This is a genomic window from Stenotrophomonas tumulicola (assembly GCF_014117215.1).
GTDB classification, from domain to species: Bacteria; Pseudomonadota; Gammaproteobacteria; order Xanthomonadales; family Xanthomonadaceae; genus Stenotrophomonas; species Stenotrophomonas tumulicola.
The window spans coordinates 313,963-328,701 of the sequence record NZ_JACGXS010000001.1; the positions used below are offsets into that span (position 1 = coordinate 313,963).

Annotated in this window: 22 protein-coding genes and 2 tRNA genes; 9 read left to right on the forward strand and 15 right to left on the reverse strand. The window is 63.5% G+C overall.

Features of this window, described 5'->3' with window-relative positions:
* Positions 1–70 precede the first annotated feature (70 nt).
* The 7 genes from H4O11_RS01380 to H4O11_RS01410 all read left to right on the forward strand — a co-directional run bounded on the left by H4O11_RS01380 (position 71) and on the right by H4O11_RS01410 (position 4,488).
* On the forward strand, positions 71–502 hold the full coding sequence (locus tag H4O11_RS01380) for a GNAT family N-acetyltransferase (protein WP_182337650.1): 432 nt from the start codon (positions 71–73) through the stop codon (positions 500–502).
* A 59-nt stretch (positions 503–561) separates the two neighbouring features.
* The gene (locus H4O11_RS01385; RefSeq protein WP_182337651.1) at positions 562–996 is read left to right on the forward strand and encodes a carboxymuconolactone decarboxylase family protein; all 435 of its coding nucleotides are present in this window, start codon (positions 562–564) and stop codon (positions 994–996) included.
* A gap of 80 nt (positions 997–1,076) precedes the next feature.
* The gene (locus H4O11_RS01390; RefSeq protein WP_182337652.1) at positions 1,077–2,291 is read left to right on the forward strand and encodes an NAD(P)/FAD-dependent oxidoreductase; all 1,215 of its coding nucleotides are present in this window, start codon (positions 1,077–1,079) and stop codon (positions 2,289–2,291) included.
* Positions 2,292–2,413: 122 nt separating this feature from the next.
* Entirely contained in the window at positions 2,414–3,052 is a 639-nt protein-coding gene (locus H4O11_RS01395) for an FMN-dependent NADH-azoreductase (RefSeq protein ID WP_182337653.1), read from the forward strand.
* On the forward strand, positions 3,049–4,098 hold the full coding sequence (locus tag H4O11_RS01400; protein WP_220466542.1) for a hypothetical protein: 1,050 nt from the start codon (positions 3,049–3,051) through the stop codon (positions 4,096–4,098). Before H4O11_RS01395 ends, H4O11_RS01400 begins: the two co-directional genes overlap by 4 nt.
* A gap of 172 nt (positions 4,099–4,270) precedes the next feature.
* Positions 4,271–4,346, forward strand: a tRNA-Gly gene (locus H4O11_RS01405).
* Positions 4,347–4,414: 68 nt separating this feature from the next.
* Positions 4,415–4,488: transfer RNA gene (locus H4O11_RS01410), tRNA-Cys, on the forward strand.
* Between the two features lie 116 nt (positions 4,489–4,604).
* Here H4O11_RS01410 and H4O11_RS01415 read toward each other — a convergent pair.
* The 4 genes from H4O11_RS01415 to H4O11_RS01430 all read right to left on the reverse strand — a co-directional run bounded on the left by H4O11_RS01415 (position 4,605) and on the right by H4O11_RS01430 (position 7,520).
* The gene (locus H4O11_RS01415) at positions 4,605–5,240 is read right to left on the reverse strand and encodes a glycoside hydrolase family 19 protein (RefSeq protein ID WP_182337654.1); all 636 of its coding nucleotides are present in this window, start codon (positions 5,238–5,240) and stop codon (positions 4,605–4,607) included.
* Positions 5,241–5,522: 282 nt separating this feature from the next.
* Positions 5,523–5,696, reverse strand: coding sequence for a hypothetical protein (locus H4O11_RS01420; RefSeq protein WP_182337655.1), 174 nt, complete (start codon positions 5,694–5,696; stop codon positions 5,523–5,525).
* A gap of 346 nt (positions 5,697–6,042) precedes the next feature.
* A complete protein-coding gene (locus H4O11_RS01425; protein ID WP_425505985.1) occupies positions 6,043–7,227 on the reverse strand; it encodes a 4Fe-4S dicluster domain-containing protein in 1,185 nt (394 codons plus the stop codon).
* On the reverse strand, positions 7,224–7,520 hold the full coding sequence (locus H4O11_RS01430) for a hypothetical protein (RefSeq protein WP_182337656.1): 297 nt from the start codon (positions 7,518–7,520) through the stop codon (positions 7,224–7,226). The genes H4O11_RS01425 and H4O11_RS01430 overlap by 4 nt, the downstream gene beginning before the upstream one ends.
* A 164-nt stretch (positions 7,521–7,684) precedes the next feature.
* Between H4O11_RS01430 and H4O11_RS01435 the strand changes: the two genes are divergently transcribed.
* Both H4O11_RS01435 and hemN read left to right on the forward strand, forming a co-directional pair.
* Positions 7,685–8,119, forward strand: coding sequence for a group III truncated hemoglobin (locus H4O11_RS01435; RefSeq protein WP_182337657.1), 435 nt, complete (start codon positions 7,685–7,687; stop codon positions 8,117–8,119).
* A gap of 49 nt (positions 8,120–8,168) precedes the next feature.
* Positions 8,169–9,578, forward strand: coding sequence for an oxygen-independent coproporphyrinogen III oxidase (hemN, locus tag H4O11_RS01440; protein ID WP_182337658.1), 1,410 nt, complete (start codon positions 8,169–8,171; stop codon positions 9,576–9,578).
* 177 nt (positions 9,579–9,755) lie between these two features.
* Here the strand turns inward: hemN and H4O11_RS01445 are convergent, their stop codons facing one another.
* From H4O11_RS01445 to H4O11_RS01495, 11 genes are all read right to left on the reverse strand, one after another.
* Positions 9,756–10,685, reverse strand: a complete 930-nt coding sequence (locus H4O11_RS01445; RefSeq protein ID WP_182337659.1) for a tyrosine-type recombinase/integrase — start codon at positions 10,683–10,685, stop codon at positions 9,756–9,758.
* Positions 10,686–10,859: 174 nt separating this feature from the next.
* A complete protein-coding gene (locus tag H4O11_RS01450; RefSeq protein WP_182337660.1) occupies positions 10,860–11,063 on the reverse strand; it encodes a hypothetical protein in 204 nt (67 codons plus the stop codon).
* Positions 11,064–11,163: 100 nt separating this feature from the next.
* Positions 11,164–11,592, reverse strand: a complete 429-nt coding sequence (locus H4O11_RS01455) for a hypothetical protein (protein ID WP_182337661.1) — start codon at positions 11,590–11,592, stop codon at positions 11,164–11,166.
* Entirely contained in the window at positions 11,585–11,740 is a 156-nt protein-coding gene (locus H4O11_RS01460) for a hypothetical protein (protein WP_182337662.1), read from the reverse strand. The genes H4O11_RS01455 and H4O11_RS01460 overlap by 8 nt, the downstream gene beginning before the upstream one ends.
* Positions 11,737–11,952, reverse strand: coding sequence for a hypothetical protein (locus tag H4O11_RS01465; protein WP_182337663.1), 216 nt, complete (start codon positions 11,950–11,952; stop codon positions 11,737–11,739). The genes H4O11_RS01460 and H4O11_RS01465 overlap by 4 nt, the downstream gene beginning before the upstream one ends.
* Entirely contained in the window at positions 11,949–12,548 is a 600-nt protein-coding gene (locus H4O11_RS01470) for a hypothetical protein (protein ID WP_182337664.1), read from the reverse strand. The genes H4O11_RS01465 and H4O11_RS01470 overlap by 4 nt, the downstream gene beginning before the upstream one ends.
* Positions 12,545–12,805, reverse strand: coding sequence for a hypothetical protein (locus H4O11_RS01475; protein WP_182337665.1), 261 nt, complete (start codon positions 12,803–12,805; stop codon positions 12,545–12,547). Before H4O11_RS01475 ends, H4O11_RS01470 begins: the two co-directional genes overlap by 4 nt.
* Positions 12,802–13,023 carry a hypothetical protein gene (locus H4O11_RS01480; protein WP_182337666.1) on the reverse strand — a complete coding sequence of 74 codons (222 nt, stop codon included), beginning with the start codon at positions 13,021–13,023 and terminating at the stop codon, positions 12,802–12,804. The genes H4O11_RS01475 and H4O11_RS01480 overlap by 4 nt, the downstream gene beginning before the upstream one ends.
* 2 nt (positions 13,024–13,025) lie before the next feature.
* A complete protein-coding gene (locus H4O11_RS01485; RefSeq protein WP_182337667.1) occupies positions 13,026–13,355 on the reverse strand; it encodes a hypothetical protein in 330 nt (109 codons plus the stop codon).
* Positions 13,352–13,963: a lambda exonuclease family protein gene (locus tag H4O11_RS01490; protein WP_182337668.1), complete on the reverse strand. Its 612-nt coding sequence runs from the start codon at positions 13,961–13,963 to the stop codon at positions 13,352–13,354. Before H4O11_RS01490 ends, H4O11_RS01485 begins: the two co-directional genes overlap by 4 nt.
* Before the next feature lie 3 nt (positions 13,964–13,966).
* Positions 13,967–14,707 carry an ERF family protein gene (locus H4O11_RS01495; RefSeq protein WP_182337669.1) on the reverse strand — a complete coding sequence of 247 codons (741 nt, stop codon included), beginning with the start codon at positions 14,705–14,707 and terminating at the stop codon, positions 13,967–13,969.
* Positions 14,708–14,739: the final 32 nt, after the last annotated feature.

Below are 14,739 nucleotides of genomic sequence, written 5' to 3' on the forward strand. Positions count from 1 at the left end.
GTCAATTCTTGCACCTGTCCCATAGGCCATTACTTTCCTACAGTACTGGCTGCACGACAAGGGAATCCACATGGGCATCATTTACTTGAGACACATCGATAGCGATCAGGATTACCAGGCCTGCTTCACTGTCATGCGTGAACTGCGCCCCCATCTGGCCGACGCCGATGCATTTACCGCACAAGCACGTCGCCAGGCCGGGCAGGGCTATCGCTTGCTGGCCGCGTGGCAGGGCAACGAGGTCAAGGGCCTGGCCGGCTATCGCATTCAAGAGAATCTGCTGTATGGGCGATTCCTCTATGTCGATGATCTTGTATCGACCCTTGATGCACGCAGTCACGGCCTGGGTGGACAGCTGATCGATGCCGTGCGCGAAGAGGCGCAGCGACAGGGTTGCGCGCACTTTGTCCTCGATACAGCGCTGGGAAATCCGCTGGGGCAACGCTTCTATTTTCGCCAAGGCCTGCTGGCCAGAGGGATGCACTTCTGCCAGCCGCTGTAGACCCTGCCGTCCTTTGACGTCAACGCAGATTCCGTTTCTTTTCAATCAGGAGATCCATCATGAGTGCCCCGAAGCGTTTGCCTTATCACACCCTCGCGCGCGAGGCCTACCAAGGCCTTGGTGCCACCAAGAAGGCGCTGGAAAAAAGCAGCCTCGGCAAGCAGTTGATCGAGTTGGTCTGGCTGCGGATGTCGCAGATCAATGGCTGCGCCTTCTGCCTGGAAATGCATGCAGCCGCCCTGCGCGCCGATGGTGTGCCGGATGCCAAGCTGGATGGCCTGGCAGGATGGCGCGTGGCGGAGCACTTCACCGAGCGTGAGCGTGTCGCCCTGGCCTGGACCGAGTCGCTGACGCACGTCGACAAGACCCATGCACCTGATGAAGATTTCGATCCGCTCAAGTCGTATTTCAGTGACGTCGAAATAGCAGATCTGACGTTTGCCATTGCGTTGATGAGTGCTTTCAACCGTCTGGCAGTCGGAATGCGTCAGTAAGCAGTGGCGGTCCGGGCAGCCTGAACGCCTTGCGGTATGCCCATCGCGTGAAACCGAGATTTGATCCAGGAACATGACGCATGTCAAAACGCATTCTTGTCGTTGGTGCCGGCTTTGCCGGAATGTGGAGCGCGCTGGGCGCCGTCCGCCTGCTCGATCAGGTGGGACGCACGGATGTGGAGGTCACCCTTGTCGCACCGGAGCCAACGCTGCACGTTCGCCCCCGCCTGTACGAGCAGGATCCGGAAGGCATGAAAGCGCCGTTGCAGGAGATCTTCCAGATCGCTGGCGTCACCTTCATCCAGGGAATGGTGGAACGTATCGATGTCGCGAAGCAGGAAGTATGCATCGTGGGTTCAGGGGAAGACGTTTCGCGACAACATCTCGGGTATGACCGGCTGGTGCTTGCCACCGGCAGCCGCCTGCATTGCCCGCCGATTCCCGGATTGAAGGAGCATGCATTCAGCGTCGACCAGATTACAGATGCGTCACGACTTCAAGCGCATATCCAGGGATTGGCACGCCGACCGGAGAGTGCCAGCCGTAATACGGTGGTTGTGGCAGGAGCAGGCTTCACCGGCATCGAGATCGCCGCTGAACTGCCCGTCCGTATGCGTGCGGCATTGGGCAGCAACGCTGCCGTGCGGGTGATCATGGTCGAGCGTGGTGCTGATGTTGGCCCGGATCTTGGGCCCGGTCCAAGGCCGGTGATCATGCAGGCGCTGACTGATCTGGGCGTGAGGTGGAAGCTCGGTTCTGGTATCGCGGCCATCGATGCGAAGGGAGTAACGCTCGAAAGCGGAGAACGAATCGACTCGGATACCGTCGTTTGGACAGCCGGCGCGCGGGCCAGCAAGCTCACCGCGCAGATCCCCGCCGATCGCGACCATTTTGGCCGGCTGCACGTCGACCGCAACCTGAAGGTCAAGGGACTCGATTCCGTATTCGCGACAGGTGACTGCGCCTATGCCGCTACGGATGACGATGGGAACTACACCATGATGTCCTGCCAGCATGCCAACAATCTTGGTCGCTCCGCCGGCCATAACGTGGCGGCCGATCTGATCGGCGTGGACCCGATCCCGTACAGCCAACCGAAGTACGTGACCTGCCTGGCCCTGGGGCCATGGGGGGCTGTCTATACAGAGGGTTGGGACCGCCAGGTAATGCTGGTTGGTGCAGAAGCCGGGGCTCTCAAGAAGCAGATCAATACCGAATGGATCTATCCGCCGGCCAGCAGTGACCGCGCCGAGATCCTGGAATCGGCGGACCCTCGCCGCATCGTTGTTGCCTGAGCAATCAGGGCCAGACGCACCTGCGGCCTGGGGCCGGTGAGACGCGGGGCACGCGGCAGGTGCTCGAACTGTAATGCGCATCTGCCCAAGGCCTCGTCCGTTCCGCCATCCAAGGAGCCTGTATGAATATCCTGCATATTGACTGCAGCCCGAGGCCGGAGTCGCACAGCCGCGACTTGTCGGCCGCGATTGTTTCGCATCTTTCTGTCACTGATCCGGATGCGAGCGTCATTCGGCGTGATCTTGGCCGGTACCCATTGCCGCACGCCGAATCCGACTACGCTACGGTCCTTTCTTCGCCCGGGACGCTGGCTGAGGGCGTGTCGAAAGGAGCCCTGGGCCTGTCGGAACAATTGATCCAGGAAGTGGAAGCAGCCGACGTCCTGGTCATCGGCACGCCAATGAACAACTTCACTGTTCCATCGGTTCTCAAAGCGTGGATCGACCAGATACTGCGGATGGGTCGCACGATTGGCGTGTCACCCCATGGAGAGAAGTTTGGCCTGCTGCAGGACAAGCCCGTCTATGTCGGTATCGCTTCTGGCGGTGTTTTCACCGGGGATCGCGCAAGGCAGCCGGATTTCCTCATCCCATACTTGACCGCTGCGTTTGGGTGCGTGGGCTTGAACTCGCTGCATTTCCTTCCCCTGCAAGCTACGGCATTTCTCGGCCATGACGAATTGGCAGCGAATCGGGATGTCCTGCTCGCAACGCTGCCGGCAGCGAGGGAAGCGGTCGGCGCTGCGGCACTTCGGCAATGAAAACAGTGACGCCGAACAACGGCAATGCATTGGTCGGGGCAGGGCATCCCGCCATCCGGGGAATCAAGCCGATCGTACTGGTTCCGCCTTTGGCCGCAGCAGGCTATCCGTTCCTGCTCATGCTGTTCCATGCACTCATCGGACCGGCTGGATCGCAACCGGGCGGGACCCGCTTTGCCGGTGCGGCAATCGTATTGCTGTGTGCCTTTTCCGCTCCCGTGCTTGGGATCTTCGTGGCTTGCCAACCGCAGATCCAGACGAGAATGCGTCGTCTCGCGTATGCCAGTGTGGTGGCGCCGACCCTGTATGTTTTCCTGGGGGTGGTCCAGGCCCTGGTCGGAAGCCCGATTCCGGATCCATGGGTCTGGTGCGTCATATGGTTGGGCATGACGTTATGGGCATCCAGAGCGGCCGGATACGACGCTCACCCTGAGGGCCGGCCTGGCATGGGACGGTGGCGGGTAGCCCATGGAATCAGCGCAGCCATCCTCTGCATCTATGTGATCTTCCACCTTGGGAACCATCTGGTGGGATTGATCGGGCCTGTCGAACACGGCGTGGTCATGGAGGCCGGGCGGACGATTTATCGGGCGCCCTTCATCGAGCCTGTGTTGATCGTGGTTTTCCTGTTCCAGGTTGCCAGCGGACTGTTCCTGGCCTGGCGTTGGAGTTCGGCAAGGCACGGGTTCTTCCGCACGTTCCAGATCGCATCAGGTGTTTATCTCTCGGTGTTCATTCTTGGGCACATGAACTCCGTCTTCATCTATGCACGTACCTATCTTGGCATTCCGACTGACTGGAACTTCGCGATCGGCGCGCCCACGGGCCTTCTGCATGATCCATGGAATATCCGCCTTCTTCCGCACTACGCGCTTGGCGTATTTTTCGTCCTCAGCCATCTGGTTGCGGGCCTCAGGGTTGTCCTCAATGCGCATGGCACGCCGCCGCGCATTGCCGACCGCGTCTGGTTCATCGGTGTAGCGGTCAATGCCGCCATTGCCGCTGCCATCATTGCCGGGATGTGTGGGGTCAGGATCGCCGGATGAGCCCTGCGTCGTGAAGGGTGGCCGCGTAGCCGACAATCGGCCTGGATCGCGTGCATCAAGGATGTTGACGGCGTGAAGCAATCCCGACACAATAGCGCTCCCTCGACGCAGGTCGAGGGTCCGGCAGTTTCCAACACCCGCGGGTGTTGCACGGTTGGGCAGATGAAAGTCTGCGGGAATAGCTCAGTTGGTAGAGCGCAACCTTGCCAAGGTTGAGGTCGCGAGTTCGAGTCTCGTTTCCCGCTCCAAATCCCGACAGACCCCGAATAGGGGGTTTCGTCTTATCAGGGAGTCGCTTCCCTGGTCGCTGTACACCGGCCTGGTGGCAGAGTGGTTATGCAGCGGCCTGCAAAGCCGCGTACGCCGGTTCAATTCCGACCCAGGCCTCCAGACAAAGCCCTGATTTATCAGGGCTTTTTTTATGCCTGAAAGTTTTCCTGGAAATCGAACGGCGCGGACCTGCGCGCGGTCATCGATGCGGCCCAACCCATGTTGCGCCGTCCACTTCACGTCACCCCCAGCACTCCCATCGCCCGACGGGTGCGTGCCAGCCGATCCGGCAGTCCCTCCGGTGTGGCCTTGCTGGTTGCCGCCCCCAGGTTCACCCGGCGACTCACCCCCAGCGTATCGTCGCGGTCGGCCAGTGCATTGATTCCGGCGTCATGCCACCACGCAGCTGCAGCCAATGCACTCGTTTCGGGGGATTCGAGCAATTCCGGCTGGTCTTCCAGCGGCATGCCGATCAGTTCCCCTACGCGTCGATAATTGGCACGGCCGGTCAACTGGATCAGGCCCCGGCCCCGGAATCGGAAACCGTCCCCGCTCGCTTCGTCGCCGTTCCCATTGCGGTTGGCATATACGCGGTTGCCCAGCTTCTCCGGCCTGCGCACGTAATGCGGTTGTTCGGTGTCCGCCACCCTGTGGCCGAACACCTGGTCCAACCGTTTGCGGCTGTAGGACAGGTTTTCCTGCAATGTCTGCAGGCCATTGCTCTCGTGGCCGCACTGCGCCAGGAAGTGCGCGATGCGGCGTGGCGTGTTGATCTCGAATCGTTGCATCGCCACATCGAGCGGGTAGGTCCAGCGCTGTGCCAGGCTTAGCGGACACATCAGGATCTGCGAAAGCTGCATGGCACTGATCATCGGTCTCGCTCCACATGCCGGATGCGCGCGACGTGGCCCTGCGCGCAGAAAGCCTGCACCTGGGAGGAAGCGTGTGATCCCTGTCACCCGCCATGCCCATCCGGTGCCTGCCCGACGATGCGGCTGCGGCCGTTGGAGCGCCAGAGGCGGCCTCGTCCGGCACCGGACCGCGGGTGCCTGGATTTCATGCCGACGCAGCCGGCAGGGGATGCCACGACAACCTGCGCGCTGGCCCCGCGACGCGCAGCCGGGAGGCGGGCGGCACCGGAACTCCCGCAGCCGTCAGAGTCGGGTGGTGTCGACGAGCTGGCGGCCTTCCTGGGTCAGGTCGATATCGCCATCTTCGGCCTGGGCCGCATACCCCGCCTCCACGGCCCAGTTCGCGTCGGCATCGCTGACCGGTCGTGTCGCCTGGATATCCTCGAGGATTCGTTGCTGTTGTGCAGTCAGCGGCATGTTCGATCCTGTAGGCAGTGGCGAAGTGCCAGCCTACCGATCCGGGGTGAGCGGAGCGTCATGTGCCGCCATCCGTCGGAAGGAGCCTCTGTGGCGGCGGTTTTGTGTGAACTATTCAGTTGCGTGACGGCAAAGTGTGCTGTGTGTCATTGACCTGTAGTCATATTTGTGAGTAATTCAACAGGCGGGCTCTGTTGGTCCGCCCGGTGCCCCCGGCACTGCCGCTGCAGACATGTCCACGGAGGTCGTTCATGGATAACGGCAGACACAATCTGGCTGAAACTGTACGGGCGGAGCTCGAGGACAGCTACCAGCAGCACGGATGCGGCCCGGAGTTCTGGAACGACTACCAGCGCGTGCTCGCCCGGCTGGTTCCCGAAGGGCGCGAGCGCACGCAGGTCACCAACGACGTCGCGTTGCTGATCGAGCAGTTGGGCATCGTCCAGCACGCAAAACTGGTGCCAACAGCGGACTCGTCCTCGCGCTGAATCCGGGCCAGCTGCCACGCGCCCAGCAACACCAGCACCACCAACACCCCCAGCAGGGCCAGCGTAACCGGTCGCAGCAGGCGGCGAGGGCGGCCCGCCATCCGCTCTGGTGCGCAGAACCGGATCAGGCCGGTGTCAAAGCCGGCATCATGCTGCACCCGGTGGCAGGCCAGCAGGCAGGCCGCGCACGATAGGCAATCAGCGTGTGGTCCGTTGCGGATGTCCAACCCCATCGGGCATGCCTTCACGCAGGCAGCGCAATCGATGCAATCGCCCAACCGGTCGAACGCGAATCGAGGCATCGGGCCCGCCAGCTCCGGATGCGCGGCGCGGAACACGTAATCCTGCGCGGTGGTGCCATCCAGCAGGCCCCGGCCCCGACGTGCCACGCTGCCCAGGCCGGCGGGCCGCGCGCCGCGTGGCTCGCCGCGAGGCGCCATGTAGAGCATGCGAGGCGTATGCCCATCGGACAGCGCAGGCTGGAAGCGGGCGAACGGGCACAGCGTCGTGCAGACGCGGCGGCGCAGGAAGCCGCCGTTGCCCCAGGTGGCTGCTGCGTAGAACAGGATCCAGAATATCTCCCAGCCGCTCGGCCGCAGCTGCACCAGCCGCCCGAGGAGCGCGTCGATGGGAGTGAAGAAACCGACGAACGTCACCCCGGTCCACAACGCGATCATGGCCCACAGCACGTGCCGCAGCGTCCTTTCGGCAACCGGGTGGCGCAGCCATCGTCGCGTGCATCGCTCCACCCGGTTGAACAGCGTGCTCCAGAGTGTCTGTGGGCAGGCATGCCCGCACCACAAGCGTCCGGCCACATGGGTGAACAGTGCCAGCCCCACCGCCGCCGCAGCCAGCAGGCTGATCAGCAGGCCGACATCACCGGGCCACAGTGTCAGTCCGAACAGGTCGAAACGACGGTTGGACAGGTCCAGCAACAGCGCCTGGCGGCCATTCCAGCGCAGCCATGGCAGGGCGTGGAAGCTGGCCAGCAGGACGGTGGTCAACAGTGTCGGCAGATGGGACAGCCACGGCAGGCGGTTCACCCCAGCGGAACCTCGTCGTCGGCGGTGCGCGGCATCGGCCGCAGCAGGTAGCAGGTGACCGTGCTGGAAGCAGCAGTGACCAGCCAGGACAGGAAGAACACCAGCGTGTAGCCGAGCTCGCGGCTGATGGCATGGCCGGGCAGGCTGATGTCACGCAGGCGCAGGGGATCGACGAAGGCGAAGAACACGCCGCAGGCCAGGCTGGCCGCGACGAAACTCGGCCACAGGATCACGCCCAACGATTGCATGCGTGGGCAGCGGGGGCGTTTTCTGGCGATGCGCTGGCGGTTCATGCAGATGCGCTCCGGCAACAGGCGGGTCAGGGCGGGGCGACACGGAGGCACGCCATCAGGGAGGGGTCAATCTAGGAACAGTGCAGGCCACCGACATTGATCTGGATCAAGTGGACGTTCTGGCTGGCGATGGGATAATGGCCGCACGAATCGCGCTGGATCCCATGCAAACGCTCCCGCCTCCCTTGCCTGAAGCCTCCCTCGACCTGTGCAGCGAAGAAGAAGTCACTCGCCTGGTGCATGACTTCTATGCGCGCGTGCGCGAAGAGCCCCGGCTGGGACCGGTGTTCGCCGGGCACGTGGAAGACTGGTCCACGCACCTTGCCCAACTGGTCGATTTCTGGTCTGCCCTGCTGCGTGGCACGCGCCGGTTCCAGGGATCGCCGATGTCCAAGCACATGGCCATCGATGCCATGGACCGGGACCTGTTCGACCGTTGGCTGGTCCTGTTCCGGATGACCACGGCCGAAAGCGGCAATGCCGACATGCGGCGGTTGGCAGACGACATCGCCGCACGCATCGCCGATACCTTCTGGAAGCGCTACCAGATGCTGCGCTGGCCGCAGGTCGCACTGCCCATCGTGGGTACCTCGGGCTGATTTGATCCAGGTCAAGGCGTGGTTGTCTGCGCCCGGGCACGCTGGTGGCATGGATACCATTTCCCACGTGCAGGATGACCTGGCCTGGTGTTTCGATGCGGGCGTCCTGCGCCGGCACGACAGGGCCGGTCCGCGCTACACCTCCTATCCCACCGCACCGCATTTCCACGATGGCTTCGGCGAAAGCGCGTTGCGGCAGGTGCTGGCCGGCAGCAACCGCCAGGCGAGGGCGCTGTCGCTGTATGTGCATGTGCCATTCTGCAGCAGCCCGTGCTTCTACTGCGGCTGCAACCGGGTGATCACCCGCGACCGCAGCCAGGGCCAGCGTTACGTCACGCGCGTGCTGGCCGAGGCCGACCTGCTGGCCTGCCGGCTGGATCCCCGGCGTGAAGTGATCCAGCTGCACCTCGGTGGCGGCACGCCGAACTTCCTTGAACGGGACACAATGGCCGGACTGGTGCAGGGGTTGCGGCAACGCTTCAACCTGAGCGGATCGGCGGCGCGCGACTTCTCCATTGAACTGGACCCGCGCTTCATTGATCGTGCCGACGTGGCGCAGCTGGCCGCGCTGGGCTTCAACCGTGCCAGTCTTGGCGTGCAGGATTTCGATCCAGGCGTGCAGGCTTCGATCAACCGCATCCAAGGAGTGGAGGAGACGCTGGATATCCTGCAGGCATGCCGTGACCATGGCATGCGTTCGGTCAACGTGGACCTCATCTACGGCCTGCCGGGGCAGACCGATGAAGGCTTCGGGCGCACGTTGGAGCAGGTGCTGGCACTACGTCCGGACCGGCTGGCGGTCTATGGCTATGCGCATCTGCCGCAGCTGTTCCGCGCCCAGCGGCAGATCGACGAATCACGCCTGCCTGCGCCGGAACGGAAGCTGGGCCTGCTGGGCCTGGCCGTACGGCACCTGCTGCAGGCCGGTTACCAGTACATCGGCATGGACCATTTCGCCTTGCCCGGCGAGGACCTGTCGCGTGCGCAGCGTGCCGGGCTACTGCATCGCAATTTCATGGGTTACACGACCCATGCCGACACTGACCTGCTGGGGTTGGGCGTGAGCGCGATCAGCAACGTGGGCCACAGCTACAGCCAGAATCCGCGGGACCTGCCATCGTGGGAAGCGGCGGTGGACGCCGGGCGCCTTCCGGTATGGCGGGGTGTCGAGCTGGATGCGGACGATGTCCTGCGTGCGGAAATCATCCAGCAGTTGATGTGCCACGGTGAAGTGGATGCAGGTGCCGCCTGCGATCGTCGTGGCATCGCGTTCGAGAGCTACTTTGCCGACGCGTTGTCGCAATTGGCTTTGTTGCAGGCCGATGGCCTGGCCGAGGTGCACGGCGCACTGGTGCGCGTTACCAGCAAGGGGCGGCCGCTGCTGCGGCTGCTGGCGATGTGCTTCGACCGCTACCTGCTGCCGGCTTCACAGCCGGCGAGCTACTCGCGTGCGATCTGAGCGGCCGCTGGTGCGCGCCAGAGATACTGGTGCCCGGAGCCGGAATCGAACCGGCATGGGGTTGCCCCCGGCGGATTTTAAGTCACATCAGTGTTCCTAACTGCTTGATCCATATGGGGCTCCATGGGACTAAAAACCCCCTTAAAGCCCCGTGTGCTGCACAGAATGTGCACAGAATCAGGCCAGTCGTTTGATGGCTTCTGCGAGGTGTTCCGGTGCCAAGTGCGCATACCTCCGGGTCATCGCCATGGAGCTGTGTCCAAGCACCTCCGACACGGTATGCAGGGGCACGCCGGCCTGCACTAGCCACGATGCGCAGGTGTGCCGCAGGTCGTGCCAGCGCACGTGCTGCAGACCGCATGCTGCGCGGGCATTCGCCCATGAATCCCTGACCTGATCGTCAGAAACCCCCAGCGGCAACCGTGCGGCGATCCCCGCCACCTTGGGGTGCAGAGGCACCAGCTGCAGCGTCTTCGTCTTGCTGGTGCGATCCAGGTGGATGAAGCCGCCGCGCACCTCGTGTGCCGTCAGGCGCAGCAGATGGCCACGCCTGATGCCGGTATACGCCGCCAGACGCACGTAGTCGCCCACGGCAGGGTTGGGGCATGCCATCGCCAGCGCCTCGACCTGGGCCGTCGTCAGGAACGTCTCGCGCGGTTTCTCAGGCAACAGGGTGATCGCAGCTGGCCGCTCCAACCATTCCCACTCGCGCCATGCCATCCTGCTGACTTGCCGCAGGATGCGCCCCTTGTGGTTGACCGTGGCCGGGGCCTTGCCCACCTCCGCAGCCTTCACCTCGGCCCATACCTGCGTTATCTCCGACAGCTTGCGTCCTTCTACGTACGGCATCAGTGCCCGCACGTGCGCCTTGGTTTTGGCCTCGGACTGTAGACGCGGCACATGGTCGATCAGCCACCTTTCGATGGCGTGTTCGATCAGTCTCTGCGGCTCGCGACCAGACGCAGCGTCCTTGACTGAGGCGAGCCACTTCCGCTCGTAGTCTTTGGCGTCCTTGAACGACCAGTGGCGAGAAGTTTTGCGATACGTTCGCCCACCGTATCCGATGGTGACCTGATAGTGGCCGTTGGGACGCTTGGTGATGGGCATGTCTTTACCTTGCACTTGGCCCACCAGACCGCGAGGTCGGCAGGGTGGATTCTGTCGGAGCGGGGGCCTTGGCCGAGCCGGGTAGCAACAAGCGCTCCAGCATCGATTGCACGCCGCAATGTCTTGACCGAGCAAGAGCAGTCGTCTGCTGCCTGCGATACGGTCATCAAGCGCTCAGAAGCGCCCATGGTGTTCTCCTTTCGGCGCCACTGCGGCGCGCAGGTGTTCGGTGGATCGCTCAATGGCATCGCGCAGCGCCAGGTTCTCCGCGCTCAGCTCGATGATTCGGTCGGCGGCTACGGCCAGCTGGTCGCGTAGTACGTCCTTGGCCGGCTGCTTCATGCGGCGCGGTGGCTTCGGGAAGAGCTGCGGGTTCACAGCAGCCACCCCTTCGTCCGCCCGCACCGGCAGCGCATGCCGCCGGACCGGCAGGGGATCGTGTAGCGGTGGAGCCGGAGCAGGCAGAGTAGGCGGCGGATCATGCGAACAGCTCCAGTTGAGCGGACGGGTCACATTGGGGTGCGCGCAGCGATGCCGCCCAATCCATGATTTCAGTCGCCTGCCGCCGAGCTGACGGCGAGTCGCTGGGGTGGCTACCAGCTCCGCCCACCCGCCGCATCACTTCCTGCAATCCACCCAACAAGGCAGCTTCTCGATCAAGTCCGGAAGGGGTGCCGGTAAGCATGAGCGGCGACGAGCCGCCTCCATAGCCTGAAATGCAATAGGAGGTTGCAAAGATCCAGCCGTGGCCAGGAACGTGCAGCAGTTCAATTTCGGCCGTCGGCGATCGCCCGGCTCCTTTGAGAGTCAGCACCTCGTCGGGGTCGAGGTAGACGCCATTCTGATTGGGGGCAGGCATGCCGCTGGCATTGCGCCCGCGCAGCAGATGCTCAGCGCACTCAGCCATGCGCCACCACCCGCCAACCCCACCGCAGCGCGGCCTTGACCGCCCGCAGTGCCAGCACCAGCAGCGCGAACGCAGCGAACCCGACGAAGAACAGCAGCGCGGCGATTGCCAGCCGGGTCATATCGGTGAGGAACAAGTGGACGATCACGGCTGCACCTCTTGGTTTTCATCGGTCTGCGGGGCTCCATGCGCCGCGATCATCTCAGCGTGCCGCTTGAAGATGCGTATCTGCAGATCGATGCATTCGGCAGCCATGCCCAAGGAGTCGACTCCGATATGTTCCGGCACATGCAGCACTACCTCGCCACCCTCGGGGATCGAACAGCGCATGGTGCGATAGATCAAAGGTGCGTCGCTCACGGCTTCACCCCCGCCTGGCTGTCGATCAGGGCCAGAAGGCGAACCGCCTCTGCGTGCTTCTCGGGGTTGCCTTGCGGAAAGTCCGGATGGTCGTGACCACGCTCCTGCCATTCCATCAACTCAACTGCATCCCGGAACTGCCCCAGGTCCACGTCCTGCGCGGGTGGAGCGGCGTAGAGGCAACGCATACTGCCAAGGTTGCCGATTCGGTCAACTGCCTTCAGTGCCTCTTTCCCATCCTCGTACACACCGTATAGGGCCTGTCCGTGGAACGCCGCATAAAACAACGGCTCCTGGCCCACCGGCTGGCGGGCGGCGATGGCTTCCACCGCTGCCAGAACTGCAATGCGGTACGCGGCAGTCTCTGGAACGCGAAGCGCTGGCGTCAGGCACTCGTTGAAAGCTGCCAGAGCATCCCCCTGCACCTCGCCAACCTGCTGCTTGCCAGTTGCGGCCAGCAGCGCCCCTCCAACCCGCGAAGCCTCCGCGTTGCAACGGTTCGCGATCTCGAACAGGTCCAATCCGGGCTCTTTGAACAGCGCCTCGCCAAGCTGCGCTGTGAGCTTTTCCACTGCGGCGGTAGGTAGATCGTTCATGCTGCTACTCCCATGGATGCCAGGTCGATTTCGTCCACCTTGTCCCGCAGGAACTTGCGGGCCTTGCGCAGGTGCGCGGCGGCGGTGTCGCGATCCCCGTTGGTGAAGACGCTCAGCACGTGCATGTGCACCGCGCGGCGGTGGTCACGGCGGTACAGGCGGTAGGTGATGACCGAGCCATCCTCGGTCGGGAAGCGGCCCCAGGAGAAACCGAGCGTTTCCTTGGGCGTGCGGCGGGTGGCGTGGCGGCGGTTCATGCGGCGATCCTCAGCGGCGCGCGGCTCACCGGCCCGTGCCACAGGTTGAAGGTGTTGTTGAGGCGGACCTGCAGCGGGCTGCACTGAAGAGCAGGCAACGGGTCACGCAGGCGTCGCGCCGTGTTGAGGCATGCACCGCAACGGGCCTGTCGCCTCCCATTGACCATCGGGAAGAAGCGCTCAGGCAGGCGGGCGATGCAGCTGGTGCAGGTCTTCATAGTCAGAAGTTCAGGTCGTCGTCGGCGAAGTCATCGATCGGCGCCTGCTGCGGTGCCTGCTGCTGCGGACGCTGTTGGCCGTAGCCGCCCGTCTGCTGCCGCTGCGGCGCATTGCCGCCGCCCTGGCGGTTCGGCTTCCAGTCGTCGACCTGCGCATACCAGCTGCCGCTGTTGGCGATCTTGATATCGGCGTTTACCCACTCGCCGCTCTGCTGCTGCAGCCAGGCGATCAGCTGCTCCCGCTTCATGGAGAGCTTTCCGACCACGTAATCGGGCGCGCCGTCGCGCGGCGGCTTGACGATCAGCCCGTCGATGAACTTTTTCTCGCTCATGCTGCTTCCTTGATGAACTTGGCGCGGGCGGCCTGGTACTCGATCAGGAACCGGTCCAGATGGGCCTGCAGCTTCTTGGTGAAGTCGTCCGGGGTGACGCGGACGATCAGGGGCTCATAGCCGGGGCAGTGCGACATGAAGTCCCACCAGGCGCGCCCGGTGATGATCAGCGAACCGTGCACCTGGGGCTTGTGTTCTTCCGGCACGATGCCGGCGCGCACCCACTTCACGTGCGTGGGGCCGTCCGGGCATTTGATTTCCAGGCCGCCGTCCAGATCGATCATGCTGTCCGGGCTACAGCCAAGCGTGCCGGCGTCATTGAGGATGAAGCCGACCTGCCGCGGCACCACGTCCCGGTCGAAGGCGTACAGCTCGCGCGCGTCCGGCTCCAGGTCTTTGCCGCGCTGCGTGTGCCGGTTACCGCCGAACGACTCGCCAGCCTGCGGGCGCATCAGTTCATCGATCAGCTGGTTGATGTACGTGTCGGCAGCAGCGGCGTACTCGCCGCGCTTCGGGGTGATGATGCTGCTGAACTCGCTGGCGGTCGGCACGCCGAGACGTGCCTGATACCACTCAGGCGAACCCTGCTCGACTTCGAGAATCCGCATGGGTCAATCCTTCGGCTTGGTGGCTTCGTTGGCGCGGTTGTACGCCTCGCGCACTGGGCCGGGGAGGTTGGCAGCCTTGCCGCCGTAAGCTGCCAGGACCTTGGCCTTGCTCGCCTTGTAGTCCTCATGCGTTTTCAAGGCGTCGGCTACGGCGATCCATTGCAGCGCCACAGGGTCAATGCCGCCGCCGCTGGAACCATTGCCGTCGTCGTCTTCGCCGCCGATGGTTAGGTTGAAAATCATCTTGATCAGGTAGCGTTGGCCGTAACTGATGGCCGAGCCGCGACCGTGGGTCAGGGTCTTGTTCAACGAGCCATTGATGCCGGCGTTATCGATGGGCGCGTCGTAGTGGTACGTGCGGCTGTGGCCACCGTCGTGCAGCACGTCGCAAACGATCCCCACGTGGTCAGGCAGGTCGGACTTGACCGTGCCGAACGACAGCGAGAAACCTTCCTCGGTGTAGATGGGCGTGATTGCGCGGTTGATATCTTCCAGCAGCGCGTAGGCGCTCTTCGTCTGCGGGTTGTTGCCGCGCTTCTGGATGTTGGGCATGCGGGACTGTGTGCGCTTCATTGCGGCGGCGTACTCGCGCGCGGCATCCCGGTCCTGCATTTCCTTGTGCATCTCCCACATGCGTTCCAGGCGCTCGACGCCCTGTTCTGGGAGCATCAGAGCCTGCTGCAGCGCGGCCTGCAGCCCGGTTGGCTGGGCGCTGTCTGCGGTGATGGTGACGATCTCGCTCATGGCGGTTCCTTTTTTCTACTTCGAATGAGGTG

Excerpts from the sequence above, each read along its gene's own strand:
- H4O11_RS01380 (WP_182337650.1), top strand. The coding sequence starts at position 71 with ATGGGCATCATTTACTTGAGACACATCGATAGCGATCAGGATTACCAG.
- H4O11_RS01385 (WP_182337651.1), top strand. The coding sequence starts at position 562 with ATGAGTGCCCCGAAGCGTTTGCCTTATCACACCCTCGCGCGCGAGGCC.
- H4O11_RS01390 (WP_182337652.1), top strand. The coding sequence starts at position 1,077 with ATGTCAAAACGCATTCTTGTCGTTGGTGCCGGCTTTGCCGGAATGTGG.
- H4O11_RS01395 (WP_182337653.1), top strand. The coding sequence starts at position 2,414 with ATGAATATCCTGCATATTGACTGCAGCCCGAGGCCGGAGTCGCACAGC.
- H4O11_RS01400 (WP_220466542.1), top strand. The coding sequence starts at position 3,049 with ATGAAAACAGTGACGCCGAACAACGGCAATGCATTGGTCGGGGCAGGG.
- H4O11_RS01415 (WP_182337654.1), bottom strand. The coding sequence starts at position 5,240 with ATGATCAGTGCCATGCAGCTTTCGCAGATCCTGATGTGTCCGCTAAGC.
- H4O11_RS01420 (WP_182337655.1), bottom strand. The coding sequence starts at position 5,696 with ATGCCGCTGACTGCACAACAGCAACGAATCCTCGAGGATATCCAGGCG.
- H4O11_RS01430 (WP_182337656.1), bottom strand. The coding sequence starts at position 7,520 with ATGAACCGCCAGCGCATCGCCAGAAAACGCCCCCGCTGCCCACGCATG.
- H4O11_RS01435 (WP_182337657.1), top strand. The coding sequence starts at position 7,685 with ATGCAAACGCTCCCGCCTCCCTTGCCTGAAGCCTCCCTCGACCTGTGC.
- hemN (WP_182337658.1), top strand. The coding sequence starts at position 8,169 with ATGGATACCATTTCCCACGTGCAGGATGACCTGGCCTGGTGTTTCGAT.
- H4O11_RS01445 (WP_182337659.1), bottom strand. The coding sequence starts at position 10,685 with ATGCCCATCACCAAGCGTCCCAACGGCCACTATCAGGTCACCATCGGA.
- H4O11_RS01455 (WP_182337661.1), bottom strand. The coding sequence starts at position 11,592 with ATGGCTGAGTGCGCTGAGCATCTGCTGCGCGGGCGCAATGCCAGCGGC.
- H4O11_RS01470 (WP_182337664.1), bottom strand. The coding sequence starts at position 12,548 with ATGAACGATCTACCTACCGCCGCAGTGGAAAAGCTCACAGCGCAGCTT.
- H4O11_RS01475 (WP_182337665.1), bottom strand. The coding sequence starts at position 12,805 with ATGAACCGCCGCCACGCCACCCGCCGCACGCCCAAGGAAACGCTCGGT.
- H4O11_RS01480 (WP_182337666.1), bottom strand. The coding sequence starts at position 13,023 with ATGAAGACCTGCACCAGCTGCATCGCCCGCCTGCCTGAGCGCTTCTTC.
- H4O11_RS01485 (WP_182337667.1), bottom strand. The coding sequence starts at position 13,355 with ATGAGCGAGAAAAAGTTCATCGACGGGCTGATCGTCAAGCCGCCGCGC.
- H4O11_RS01490 (WP_182337668.1), bottom strand. The coding sequence starts at position 13,963 with ATGCGGATTCTCGAAGTCGAGCAGGGTTCGCCTGAGTGGTATCAGGCA.
- H4O11_RS01495 (WP_182337669.1), bottom strand. The coding sequence starts at position 14,707 with ATGAGCGAGATCGTCACCATCACCGCAGACAGCGCCCAGCCAACCGGG.